Genomic DNA, 12,737 nt, shown 5'->3' with positions numbered 1-12,737 from the left:
AAAACACCAAAAATTAACTATGTTAATTTAATTATATAATTGTGATAATAAAATCTATATTGGAAAAAATATATCTGAAGGGAGGCACAAACTATGAAAAGAAACTTCAAATATGTTTTTTCTATTTTTTTAGCATTTTTTATGCTAGTCAATTTATGTAATTTGAGAGTCTATGCAGAGAATGAAATAGAGGTAGAAGCTAGGTCTGCAATATTAATTGAACCTAACAGTGGTAAAGTTATTTATGAAAAAAATTCACAAGAAAAATTTGCACCTGCATCTGTTACCAAAGTAATGACTATGCTTCTTGCTATGGAAGCTGTAGACAATGGAAAAATTAAGCTTACAGATAAAGTTACTATAAGTGAAAATGCTAAGAACATGGGTGGAAGTACAATGCTGCTGGACACTGGAGAAATAAGAACTGTTGAAGAACTGCTTAAAGGCATAGGAATAGCTTCCGGAAATGATGCTGCTGTAGCTATGGCAGAGTATTTAGGTGGAAGCCAGGAAGCTTTTGTTAAAATGATGAATACTAGAGCATCTGAGCTTAAAATGACAAACACTAACTTCAAAAATTGTACAGGTCTTCCAGCAGAGGGTCACTTAACCACTGCATATGATATATCAATAATGTCAAGGGAGCTATTAAAGCATCCGACTATACTAAAATATACCGGTACTTACATGGAGACCTTGAGTCAGGGAAGAAAAACTCCTATTGAGCTTGTGAACCATAATAAGCTCGTAAGATTTTTTAAAGGCTGTGATGGTCTTAAAACTGGATTTACAAGTGAAGCTAAATACTGTATATCTGCGACGGCTGTAAGAGATAATGTAAGGATGTTAACTGTAATAATGGGTGCACCTACTTATAAAATTAGAAACAGAGATGCAAGTATGCTTATGAACTTTGGTTTTTCAAAATATGAAAGCAAGAAGATAATAGCAAAGGATGCACAAATTAAGAAAGTTAATCTTAACAGTCAGGGAGATAGATACTATATAGTAAAAGCTGCTGAACCTTTTAATTATATATGCGAAAGGGGTTCTGAGTGTAAAATTATTCAGAAATTAAAGTTGAACCCGGCTAAAAAGAATTACAAAAAGGGTGAGATAATAGGAGAATGCGAATTCTATGAAAATAATAAGCCTATTGGAAAAGTAAAGGTTTATAGTGATAGAGATGTCAGAAATTTAAGGTTTTTTGAAAATTTAAAGAATAATTTTAAAAACATATTTAAGCATTCAATATGATATTTTATAAAATTGCACGCAGAAACTGAAAGTCTGCGTGCAATTTTATAATTACAGTAGAAAAATTATTCATAAAATGATATATTGATATTTATGGATACAAAGCTTTGGGGGCGTATAGATGGAATATAAAATTAAAATAGAGGATCTTAATTTTGAAGGCCCATTTGACTTATTGCTTCACTTGCTTAAAAATAAGGAAATGGATATATATGATATAAAAATATGTGATATTACTAATCAATATATGGGATATATAAGAAAAATGCAAGAGATGGATTTAGAGGTAACTTCAGAGTTTATAATAGTTGCAGCTACTCTATTAGAGATAAAATCTAGAATGCTGCTGCCTAAACCTAAAAATGAAACGGAAGAAGAAAGTCCTGAAGAATCAACTAGAAAACTAGTAGAAAAACTTGCTGAATATAAGAAGTTTAAAGCAGCCGCCGAATTTTTGAGAGATAAGATGCTGTATGCTGGAACAGTGTTTTCAAAAAAGCCAGAAGTAATTGATGATTTAAGCATAGATAAAAGAAAGGATGAAAACTATTTAGCTGGAGTGACAATGCTGCAGCTATATAATATATATAATGAAGTTTTAGAAAGATATAATAATAAGAAAAACCAGAACAATACGTTGAAGTCGGAAATACCTATGGATATGTTTAAAATAGAAGATAAGATGAGGGAAATTGCAACTAAAGTTGAAATGGGTAAAAAATATACGTTTAAGCAGATAGTTGAAGGCTGCAACGGAAAAATGGAGATTATAGTAACATTTTTGGCATTACTTGAACTTATAAAAATGAAGGATATAAAAGTTTTTCAGGAAGAAAGCTTTCACGAAATATTTGTGGAAAGGATAGGTCAAAATGGAGAAATTACAAGCTATTCAGACAGAGATTAAAGAAGTATCGGAAAAAAATAAAATTTTTTCAATAATAGAATCACTTCTTTTTGTTACTGGAGAACCTATGAAACTAAAAGATATATCAGAGATTATTGGATGTAAAAATAACTTAACTAAAAGCTTGTTAAAAGAAATGAGTTATTTATATAATGATGAAAACAGAGGAATTAAACTTATAAGTATGAATGATGAATATCAGCTTGTTACTAAGTCTGAGAATAGTGAGTATATTGAAAGAATACTTGGGAATAATAGTAGACAAGCATTATCTCAGGCTTCCTTAGAAACTTTAGCTATTGTAGCATACAAGCAACCTATAACTAGAATTGAAATTGATGATATAAGAGGAGTAAAAAGTGATAGTGCCGTGGCTAAACTTATAGAAAAATCCTTAATAAAAGAGGTAGGAAGATTGGAAGCTCCGGGAAGGCCAATTTTGTATTCTACAACTGACGAGTTTTTGAAACAGTTTGGCATAGAAAATACTAAAGAACTGCCTGAACTTCAAGAAATAGTTTATAAGTATATAAATGAAAAAGAAGTAGAAAATAATGACGATAATACTAAGGAGAATGATTCATAAAGTATTATAAACAATTTTCAATAAAATAAATTAAACAGGAATCCTATGTAGGTGGGATTCCTGTTTGATTTATTGCAAAATAAGTATCTATCCTTCAGTTGTAGTAGTTGTAGTAGTGTTTGTAGTAGTGTTAGTTGCTGTATTTGCATTAGTGTTATTAGGATTAGTAGTTGTAGAAGTATTGTTATTATTAGCTTTCTTATCTTTTGCTAACCCCTTAATCATATCCAGTACCTGAGGTATTGAGTCAATGATTCTATCACAAGTATTTGCGTGATCAACTGACATTAGACGAACATTGTCATCTTTAGTAACTAAAAACGCTACAGGATGAAGCGAAACACCTGCACTACTAGCACCTCCAAATGGATAGTTGCCATTATTAGTATTATTGGTATTAGAATCATTCTTACAAAAAAATTCACTGCCTCCTGAAGCAAAACCAAAGGAAACCTTGGAAATTGGAATAATTATGCTTCCATCTTTGGATTCTATAGCATCGCCAACAATAGTATTAACATCAATCATGTTTCTAAAGTTTTCCATAGTATTTTGCATTAAAGTATCTATCGGATGATTTTCCATTATATTTTACCTCCTAGAAAGAATAACTAATATGTATATAACTTTTACTAAATTGAAATAAATTATACTTGTAATTCTAAAATTAAATTGAGGATTTTTAAAATCTGGTATGATATCAAACTTATAATCCTTCATATTAAAAAGCTTTCTTAAATATACGTATATAAAACTATTTATACCATTGAATAGCCCATATGCAATGCCGGTTAGTGCGGCATCTTCAAATCCATATCTGAGTTCAAATTTAACTGCTGCCTTTATTTTATGAGGATTCCTAGATAGTTTTTCAATTGCAGTACTGAAATTTTCTTTAAATATTTTATAAAATTTTCGATGTGCAATGTTATAGTTCCTAACATTAGCTTTTTCCTCCATTACTTTTTTCTTAGCGTTAAGTTCTTTATTAAAAAAGTAAACCCGGAACATTCTATTTTCATATACAGTAGTAAATTTCAGCCTTATAGGGAATAATAATATTGCTAATAACACGATTAATACCCAAATCATATGCATTTCCTCCAGTGGATAACATGAATTTATATAGATATTATATCCATAAACAGAAAATAATATATAAGATATATTTTTATTAGAAAGGGGAAACGAGATTGAAACTAATAAATAAGTGTTTAACAGCAGTGATTATTTTCAGCGTTACAGTTTCACAAGTTATTCCTGTGTTTGCTAAAGAAAAAACTACAGTATCTTCAGCACCATATATAAACGCATATTATGCAGCAGCGATTGATGGACTAAGCCATCGTGTTTTATATGATAAAAATGCAAATTATATTACGCCGATGGCAAGTACTACGAAAATTGTTACAGCATTAGTAGCATTAAATTATGGAAATATAGATGAAAAAGTAACTATTAGTCATAGAGCTGCAAATATACATGGTTCTCAAGTAGGATATAAAGAGAATGAAAGTGTTACTATTAGAGAATTGATATATGGACTCATGCTTAGGAGCGGAAATGATGCAGCTATTGCTCTTGCTGAGTCCAGAGGCGGCACAGTAGAAGAATTTTTGAATGTTATGAATGAGTATGCTGTAGAAATTGGACTTACGAACACTCATTTTGAATCTCCGCATGGTCTTGACAGCGATAATCATTATACCACGGCTTATGACCTAGCATTAGCAGCCAGTAAGGCTAAGGAAAATGAGGAATTTAGTCAAATAGTTGAAGTAAAGGAAATACCAAGACAGCAGTTTTGCTTTTCGAGAGATTACCGTAATATAAATAAGATATTATGGCTATTGCCAGAAGCTAGCGGCATAAAAACGGGGTATACTGGAAAGGCCGGCAAATGTCTTGTAACATCTGTGAAGACACCAGGCAAGGATATGATAATAACGCTAATTAATAGTCCTACAAGATGGAAGGAAACCTGTAAAATATATAAATATGTAAATGAAAACTATGAATATAAAAATTTTCATCCGGCTAATAGCGAAGTTAAGAACTACAAATATAAGAGAAAGAGCTATGTATTAAAAACGTCAGAGGAAATAATTCTTCCGATAAAAAATGGAAGTAATGTTACTGAGAGGCTGGTATTACCTCAAAAATTAGCTCCTAAAATGAATAAAAACTTTGGACTGCTGCAGTTTTATGAAAATAATGAACTTATATATTGCTCTCCATTGAAGTGTGAAAGGATTAAATAATTAGCTAACATATTTGAAAAAAATCATGCAACAAAATCGAATTACACTATATGTTATTAGTGTAGGGATTTTATTGCATGATTTATTTTATTTTTTGGAGGCAGCTTATGAATTATGAAGATATAGATTGTATAGATGCTGGCACAGAATACTGCCCATGCCATCTTGCCGAGGCAGGTGAATGTATATTATGTTCGCAGCTAAGAGGCTGTAATTTTTGCGATTGCGTTAATTGGAAAGGTGTTTGTATATACCAGGAATATAATTCTAATGGGTGCAAGCCAAAGGATCAAAGAAAAAATTATAAGTGTATTGTTGTTAATAAAGATATAATTGGAAACGACATAGTTATATTTACTATTCAGGTTCCACATAATGTATGTCAATCATTAATTTATCCTGGAAGCTATGTATTCATAAGAACATTGGGAACTATGGCATATTATGATTGTCCAATATCTGTTATGGAAGCTGATACTGAAAAAAATTATATAAAGCTTGCCATAGAGATACGGGGTATAAAAACAAAACAGATAAAAGGAATTAACGTGGGAGAAAGTATAATTGTTAGAGCGCCATTTTGGAATGGAATATTTGGTCTTAAAAATATATACATGGCTAAATCAGGTACATCTATTGTTATTGCCAGAGGAATAGGACAGGCACCAATGATACCTGTTTTAAAAAAGCTTAATGCTAATAATAATAAAGTGCTTGTAATTATAGACAGAACTAATAATAATGATGATTTTGTTTCAGAATACCTGAAAAAATATAGATGTGATGTGATAGAAATGAAAACATTAGACAATGGTGAACTCAGCCAGGAATTTAAGGAAAAGCTTCTCTCAATAGTTCAGCAGGAAAAAGTTAATTTAGTCCATTGTGATGGTCCTGATATACTAAATTTAAAAATAAGTGAACTTTTGGGTGAACACATGAAGTTGTCATGTTCAAATAACATTAGAATGTGCTGCGGCGAGGGAGTATGTGGCAGTTGTAGTACAAGATACAAAGGACATAAAGTAAAAAGACTTTGTAAGATGCAGATGACACCGCAGAAGTTATTTGAAGGGAGAAGATTTGTATGAGAGCTATTGTAATAGGAGGAGGCTGGGCAGGAATTGCAGCAGCTATTACTGCCAGATTAGCAGGAGCAGAAGTGGAGATTTTTGAAAAAACTGATATGCTGCTTGGTTTGGGTAACGTTGGAGGAATAATAAGAAACAATGGTCGATATACAGCTTTAGAGGAAATTAAAGCATTGGGTTTAGAAGAACTTGTGGAAATAATTGATGGAAACTGCAGACATAAAAATGTAGACTTTCCAGGTCATAAACATGCTTCACTGTATGATGTAAATAGAATGGAAGTAAAGATTCATAAATATATAGAAAGTATTGGTGTGAAAGTTCACCTTATTTCAAGGGTTGTAGACGCTAATGTACAAGATAAAAAGCTGACATCTATATGTCTGGCAAATGGTGATGTATATGATGGAGATGTTTTTATTGAAACGACAGGTTCTACAGGACCGATGGGTAACTGCTTGAGATATGGTAATGGATGTTCCATGTGCATTTTAAGATGTCCTTCTTTTGGACCAAGAGTAAGCATTACCAGCAGAGTTGGTGTTGAAGACCTTCAAGGTGAGAGAGATGATGATGTGCTTGGTGCATTTAGTGGCTCTTGCAAGCTTGCCAAAGAAAGTCTTTCGCAGGAGATAGTGGATGAACTTAACTCAAAAGGTGTAGTAGTACTTAAAGTTCCTGAAGAGGATGTGGATGTTTCAAAATTAAAGAAGAAGGTTTGTCAGCAGTATGCACTGAAAGAATTTGCTGAGAATGTAGTTTTGTTGGATACGGGTCATGCTAAGCTGATGACATCGTACTATCCTCTTCAAAAGCTAAGAAAAATAAAAGGACTTGAATACGCAAGATACGTAGATCCGTACTCAGGGGGAAAAGGAAATTCAATAAGATATCTATCGGTAGCACCGAGGACTAACGATATGAAGGTAAAAGGAATAGATAATTTATTTGTAGGCGGAGAAAAATCAGGACTATTTGTTGGACATACTGAAGCCGTCGCCAGTGGCTCGCTAGCGGGATATAATGCGGTTTTCCAGGCTTTTGGGCATGCCCCACTGAAACTTCCAAGAACTATAGCAATCGGAGATATTATTGCCTATGCGAATGAGAAAATGGAGACGAAGGAAGGCAGAAGAAATAGGTATACTTTTGCTGGGGCGGAGTATTTTCAGCATATGAAGGAAGTTGGACTATACACGCTGGATGTTAAGGAGATTGAAGAGAGGATTGAGAAGGCTGGACTTAGGGATGTGTTTAAGAAGAAGATTGTTTAGAGATTAGGAGTTAGGAGCTCGCTGAATGTGATATGCTTCCTTCTAGGTAGACAAGTGAAATAATAAAAACTTGTCACTTAGGAGGGAGCTTATTTTATGTCTAAAAGAAAGATATCTGATGAAGAAAAAATATCTGCTGTATTAAAATATCTAGATGGGAAAAGCAGTCAAGGTCGAATTGCTAATGAACTCAGTGTTTGTAAAGCTTCTGTACAAGAATGGATACGTAATTTTGAAGCTATTGGTTGTGATTCTTTTCTTATTAAACAAAACCAAAAGTATTCAAAAGAATTGAAATTGCAGGCAGTACATGATTATCTAAATGGTTTGGGCTCACTGGGTGATATTTGTAAGAAGTATTGTATTCGTTCTAAAAGTAGACTACGACAGTGGATAAAAATGTATAATAGTCATGAAGAGATAAAGTCTTCTAAAACAGGAGGGTGTACTATCATGACTAAAGGTAGAAAAACTACATTTGATGAACGAATTGAAATTGTACAGTATTGTATTGCACATAATCATAATTACGCAGAAACATCAGAAAAATATCAAGTATCTTATCAGCAGGCACGTAACTACACTGTTAAATATGAAACTGATGGAATCGAAGCATTAAAGGATAATCGAGGAAAACAAAAGTCTCTCGAAAAGATGAGTGAATTAGAAAAACTCAGAGCTGAAAATAGGATTTTAAAAGCAGAGAAAGAACGAGCTGAAATGGAGGTATCTTTCTTAAAAAAACTCAAAGAGATAGAGAGGAGGCAGGACTAAGTCTGATTCGCCATGAAGTTATATATCAGGCTATAAAAGAAGAAAATCAAGAATATAAATATCCAATAAGTGCTCTATGTAACCTTGGGAATGTGTCTCGAGCTGCATACTATAAATGGCTACATAGAGAAATACCTGAAGGTGAAACAGAAAATATTCGCATTGCTAGCGAGATTGAAAAAATCCATGAAGAAAGCCCCGATAAAGGATATCGAAGAATCAGAGATGATCTTGAACGATATCATGATATAAAGGCAAATGATAAGCGTGTTTTGCGCATATGCCGCAAACTAGATATAAAATCAACTATTAAGTATTCAAACAACGGCTGCACACGACAGGCAGCAAATCCACAGTATATAGCAGAAAACATACTGAATCGAGAGTTCACAGCTGATGCTCCAAATGAGAAATGGCTTACAGATGTAACAGAATTCCATTATTACATTGGAACAGAAAAGCATAAAGTATATTTAAGTGCAATCTTAGATTTATACGACAGACGCATAGTTGCATATGTTATTCGTAACTCTAATAATAACGCTTTAGTTTTTGACACATTTAGTGCTGCTATTGAGGCTAATCCAGACGCACATCCCCTATTTCACAGTGATAGAGGTTTTCAGTACACAAATCGAGTATTTCACTCAAAGTTGGACGCTGCAGGGATGACACAAAGCATGTCTAGAGTAGCAAAATGTATTGATAATGGTCCAATGGAAGGCTTTTGGGGAATCATCAAGAGGGAAAGATATTACGGAAAGCGATTTGCAAGTAAAGAGTCTGTTATTGAAATGATTGAGAAATATATTGAGTATTATAATAACAACCGACTACAAAGAAATCTTGGTGTATTAACACCAATGGAAAAACATCAAATGTATTTAAAAGTGGCATGAAAACTGCCAGAAGATTACACCTACTGGCAGAAAATATTTTTATTTTTTTAATTGTCTACTTGACGGGGAGCAGTTCAATGTTCTGGGAGAAGGATGTTGGCGGGCTTTTGAAATACAAGTCATGTAAACATATATGTTATATGCTATAATACCATAAAATACATTTTGAAAAGATTAGTTAAAGAGTTATTGCGATATTGTTTATGATTGGAGAAATCTGCAGCCTTAGGTACTAGCGAGTTTGTTAGCATTCTAAAGACTTTTTTGTGAAATTTACACTAAATATTGTAAACATGTTATAATTAAAAAAGGATGGGTTTGTCAAAGTATTTGAGAAAAATTACATGTCTGATGTGCTGTATAATACCAATAAAACTATTTCGTTTTTTATAAAGTGCTGACTTCTTTCAAAGACAGAAAACTGTAATTTTAATGTTTGATTACAGACGATTACTTTGTTATAATGGAGGCCAAGAACATTTACAACTCTTCTTTGTTGTTCGTTGATTTTTAACTTAATTATAACATAGAGTGTATAAATGTTTTTAATTTTTGCACTATAATTATTGGATGCAAAAGCATATTTGTATAGTCTAAGTTTGAATGGCTATTTTAAATACAGGACTAATCATGTACTCATATTTATATTTTGAATGAAAATATAGAATGAAAAAGGGGGGGCGATTTATTTGAGTATTCAATCAGATATTGAAATGTTGGTAATTCAGACAATGGAAGTGTATGCTAAGAGAAATCATTTATTAGCTCATGATGCAAATGAACTGTTCCATAAACATCAAGTATTTGAAAAAATAATTTTGCAACATGAGTATTTGCACCAGATTTCATTTGATGAAGTAATGGAATTTGTGGAAAAATCGCTAAATGAAGAGTCCAAAGAATTGATTTTATTTCATGGAACAGTTTCAGATTTTAAGGATATTAAATTAGGTAAGTCACATAATCGAAGAGATTTCGGAATTGGATTTTATACTACACTTCTTGAGCGACAGGCTAAGGAATGGGCCTATCGTCTTAGTTTGAGAGAAAAGAAGAATACTTATTATGTATATCAATTTGTGTTTGAAGAAAGTGATACATTGAAGATAAAAAGATTTGATTCACTAAACAAAGAGTGGCTTGAATTTATCAAAGAAAATCGCTCGAAAGGTGGATTGCAGCATGATAATGATGTTGTTATTGGACCTGTAGCAGATGATAATACAATGGAGACAGTTCAGCTATATATTGCTAGTATTTTAACAGCAGATGAAGCGGTGAAAAGATTGAAATATAACCAGGTGAATAACCAAGTGTCGTTTCACACAGAAAAGGCGTTATTGAATCTGAAGTTTGTTAGGAGGAGTGTTTATGAGTGATGTAATATATACGTTTAATGGAAAAGATATAACGATGAATGTTTGTATACAGATTCGTGCAGTCATAGATGTATTACAGGAAAGATTAAATATAGATTTTGTGGAAGCAATTGATCAGTTCTATAATTCTGAAACATATTCTACATTGCAGAATACAGAGAATGGACTTTGGGCTGAATCTCCAGAATATATTGCAGATAGATTTTTTGAGGAAACATCAGTTAACGCATAGAGCTTTTGTTGTTATTAATATAGTTAGGCAAAATTAAGCAAACAGAAGCAGAAAATGCTGAAATCTTTTGGTTAAGATATCAAAAATGTAGTGAAAGAGACTAGTTAAAATGTATTTGGGGTACTTTAATAATATTGCTTATATTTGAAAAAAATTGCATCAATGCAGACTATGCAAAAATTACATCTTAATAAAATAGTTAAAATAATATATTTTTAAAAATTATGTTTGTAATGACTGTTTTGTAGTTTACTACAAAATATACATTAATTTAATCAATAAGCTATAATTTGAAGACTTACAGGAACTGAAACTACAACAATTTCAGTTCTTTTAAGTCTTCAAAATACCTCCTAGAAATCTGATAATCCCCTCTTTTCCAATGATCCAAACTGGAAGCATCAATTCCAATCATTCTAGCCAGTTTTCTTAATCCATATTTCTCAACAAGTGGCTTCAATTTTTCTTCCTGATCAAGGACAAACCTATAATAATCATCGCAAAGAATATCTTTATCTAGTACAGTTAGCAGCTTAAGCAAAGTAGGTCTTAAAATCTTATCTCGATAGCCAGCTTCAACTTCATTTATAACAGAGCGGCTAATGCCAACCTTCTTTGCCAGTTCTACCTGAGACATGCCAGTCAGCATTCTTGCCTTCTTAAGTCTCTGAGCCAAGTTATTGCAAGGTATATCAGTATATTGTAATAACTTCCAATTTGCCGCAATTTGGACCACCATGCTGAAGCTGTTACAAGCGGCTTTCTAGCAGGATATAATATGGCTTTACAGGCTTTTGGACATGCCTCACTTACAGCAATAGGTGATATTATAGCCTATGCAAACGAGAAGATGGAAACTAAGGAAGGCAGAAGAAATAGATATACTTTTGCTTGAGCTGAGTATTTTCAGCGTATGAAGGAAATTGGGTTAGGGAGTAGAATAGAGGAGCTCGCTGATGTTCTGGATTAGTTAATTGAAATATACGTTATAATTGTATAAAGATGATTTGAAATTAGAAATTTTATACACGGGGATGCTAGCGAGCTTTGATTATTTGTCAGTAAAAATAGTTGTGTACAGTCATAGAAAATATTGTTATAACACCATTACATGATTATTAAAATAAATAAGTCTTAAAGAAGCTTTTTTATAGAGCCATCTGCAGTTTAAATAACATTATTTTTTTAAACTGTTAAGAATTTTTTGACTACACGAATACTTCCAATAGAAGTTAAAACCATTCCAATAGGTATAAAGATTAATGATATAGTTGTGAAAATAAAAGATGGAGCTATAAAACTAATGGAAGTTGTTGAAATAAAAGAATTCATTTGTTTGTATACAAAAATATATAAAAAGTAAATTGCTATTACTGCTGACACTGATCCTACAAATCCAATTATTATTCCTTCAAAAATAAATGGTAATTTAATAAAACAATCTGTTGCACCAAGATATTGCATTATATTAATTTCAGTAACTCTTGGATATATAGCAAGTTTCAACGTATATTTAATTAAAAAAAATGTTGCTATAATAAGTATAAGGAAAAGTATAAATCCTATCAATTGAATTAATTTAATTATTATTGAAATTTTTGCTGGAACACATTGAAAGATGTTAATTTTATCTATACCTTGTAACCCATTAAGCTTAGTGGTTATTTTCGATACATCATTTGCTTCGGTTACTTTAATTATGTAAGATGCTGATAGTGGAATATTATTTTCAAAAACAACATCATTTACAATGTGTGCTGTTCTTATTTTCATATATATGTCTTGTTTATCAGTAGTCTTTATATTATTTTCTAAAGTGACTTGTATTTCGAATTGGGAATAGATACCTATGATTGTCCTTTTAACATTCAATATGCATAGTACATATAGTGCTAAAATAAAGACAGTTAACATTATAGTGATAATAGAGGCAATACTAGTAGTGGCATTATTCCTAAGATTTTTTGGAGCATCTTTCAAAAGTGAATTTAAAGTTCTTATCTTCATAATTATAAATAATCCTTTCTTTATATCCTGTTAACAGCAAATTTTTATATTAATAAATATTTTTTTATAG

The 12,737-nt window shown here is 31.9% G+C and carries 14 protein-coding genes; 10 read left to right on the top strand and 4 right to left on the bottom strand.

Features of this window, described 5'->3' with window-relative positions; genetic code table 11:
* Positions 1-93: 93 nt before the first annotated feature.
* The 3 genes from CLORY_RS06415 (at position 94) to scpB (ending at position 2,750) form a co-directional block, all read left to right on the top strand.
* Positions 94-1,257 (top strand): D-alanyl-D-alanine carboxypeptidase family protein, encoded by a 1,164-nt coding sequence (locus CLORY_RS06415; protein WP_079422687.1) that lies wholly within the window; start codon positions 94-96, stop codon positions 1,255-1,257.
* Between the two features lie 121 nt (positions 1,258-1,378).
* Positions 1,379-2,164 (top strand): segregation/condensation protein A, encoded by a 786-nt coding sequence (locus tag CLORY_RS06410; protein WP_079422686.1) that lies wholly within the window; start codon positions 1,379-1,381, stop codon positions 2,162-2,164.
* Positions 2,130-2,750 (top strand): SMC-Scp complex subunit ScpB, encoded by a 621-nt coding sequence (gene scpB / locus CLORY_RS06405; RefSeq protein ID WP_079422685.1) that lies wholly within the window; start codon positions 2,130-2,132, stop codon positions 2,748-2,750. Before CLORY_RS06410 ends, scpB begins: the two co-directional genes overlap by 35 nt.
* Positions 2,751-2,837: 87 nt before the next feature.
* Here the strand turns inward: scpB and ytfJ are convergent, their stop codons facing one another.
* On the bottom strand, positions 2,838-3,335 hold the full coding sequence (gene ytfJ, locus CLORY_RS06400; RefSeq protein WP_079422684.1) for a GerW family sporulation protein: 498 nt from the start codon (positions 3,333-3,335) through the stop codon (positions 2,838-2,840).
* A 6-nt stretch (positions 3,336-3,341) separates the two neighbouring features.
* Positions 3,342-3,842: a DUF2953 domain-containing protein gene (locus tag CLORY_RS06395; RefSeq protein WP_169911548.1), complete on the bottom strand. Its 501-nt coding sequence runs from the start codon at positions 3,840-3,842 to the stop codon at positions 3,342-3,344.
* A gap of 101 nt (positions 3,843-3,943) precedes the next feature.
* On the opposite strand from CLORY_RS06395, the gene CLORY_RS06390 reads away from it, so the two are divergent.
* From CLORY_RS06390 to CLORY_RS06360, 7 genes are all read left to right on the top strand, one after another.
* Positions 3,944-5,011: a D-alanyl-D-alanine carboxypeptidase family protein gene (locus tag CLORY_RS06390; RefSeq protein WP_242954357.1), complete on the top strand. Its 1,068-nt coding sequence runs from the start codon at positions 3,944-3,946 to the stop codon at positions 5,009-5,011.
* 107 nt (positions 5,012-5,118) lie between these two features.
* Positions 5,119-6,102, top strand: a complete 984-nt coding sequence (locus CLORY_RS06385; protein ID WP_079422682.1) for a sulfide/dihydroorotate dehydrogenase-like FAD/NAD-binding protein — start codon at positions 5,119-5,121, stop codon at positions 6,100-6,102.
* Entirely contained in the window at positions 6,099-7,376 is a 1,278-nt protein-coding gene (locus CLORY_RS06380; RefSeq protein ID WP_079422681.1) for an FAD-dependent oxidoreductase, read from the top strand. The genes CLORY_RS06385 and CLORY_RS06380 overlap by 4 nt, the downstream gene beginning before the upstream one ends.
* 96 nt (positions 7,377-7,472) lie before the next feature.
* On the top strand, positions 7,473-8,150 hold the full coding sequence (locus CLORY_RS23555; RefSeq protein WP_079422680.1) for a helix-turn-helix domain-containing protein: 678 nt from the start codon (positions 7,473-7,475) through the stop codon (positions 8,148-8,150).
* Positions 8,105-9,049 carry an IS3 family transposase gene (locus tag CLORY_RS23550; protein ID WP_341456636.1) on the top strand — a complete coding sequence of 315 codons (945 nt, stop codon included), beginning with the start codon at positions 8,105-8,107 and terminating at the stop codon, positions 9,047-9,049. The genes CLORY_RS23555 and CLORY_RS23550 overlap by 46 nt, the downstream gene beginning before the upstream one ends.
* A gap of 689 nt (positions 9,050-9,738) precedes the next feature.
* On the top strand, positions 9,739-10,428 hold the full coding sequence (locus tag CLORY_RS06365) for a DUF3990 domain-containing protein (protein ID WP_079422678.1): 690 nt from the start codon (positions 9,739-9,741) through the stop codon (positions 10,426-10,428).
* On the top strand, positions 10,421-10,660 hold the full coding sequence (locus tag CLORY_RS06360) for a hypothetical protein (RefSeq protein WP_079422677.1): 240 nt from the start codon (positions 10,421-10,423) through the stop codon (positions 10,658-10,660). Before CLORY_RS06365 ends, CLORY_RS06360 begins: the two co-directional genes overlap by 8 nt.
* Before the next feature lie 313 nt (positions 10,661-10,973).
* On the opposite strand, the gene CLORY_RS06355 is transcribed toward CLORY_RS06360, so the two are convergent.
* Together CLORY_RS06355 and CLORY_RS06350 are read right to left on the bottom strand one after the other, a co-directional pair.
* Positions 10,974-11,399 carry a helix-turn-helix domain-containing protein gene (locus CLORY_RS06355; protein ID WP_079422676.1) on the bottom strand — a complete coding sequence of 142 codons (426 nt, stop codon included), beginning with the start codon at positions 11,397-11,399 and terminating at the stop codon, positions 10,974-10,976.
* 446 nt (positions 11,400-11,845) lie between these two features.
* The gene (locus CLORY_RS06350; RefSeq protein ID WP_242954356.1) at positions 11,846-12,667 is read right to left on the bottom strand and encodes an FtsX-like permease family protein; all 822 of its coding nucleotides are present in this window, start codon (positions 12,665-12,667) and stop codon (positions 11,846-11,848) included.
* Positions 12,668-12,737 lie beyond the last annotated feature (70 nt).

It is taken from the genome of Clostridium oryzae (genome assembly GCF_002029235.1).
GTDB lineage: Bacteria > Bacillota > Clostridia > Clostridiales > Clostridiaceae > Clostridium_AE > Clostridium_AE oryzae.
The sequence above is the reverse complement of the archived record's forward strand: the minus strand, read 5'-3'. Positions and strand labels throughout refer to the sequence as shown.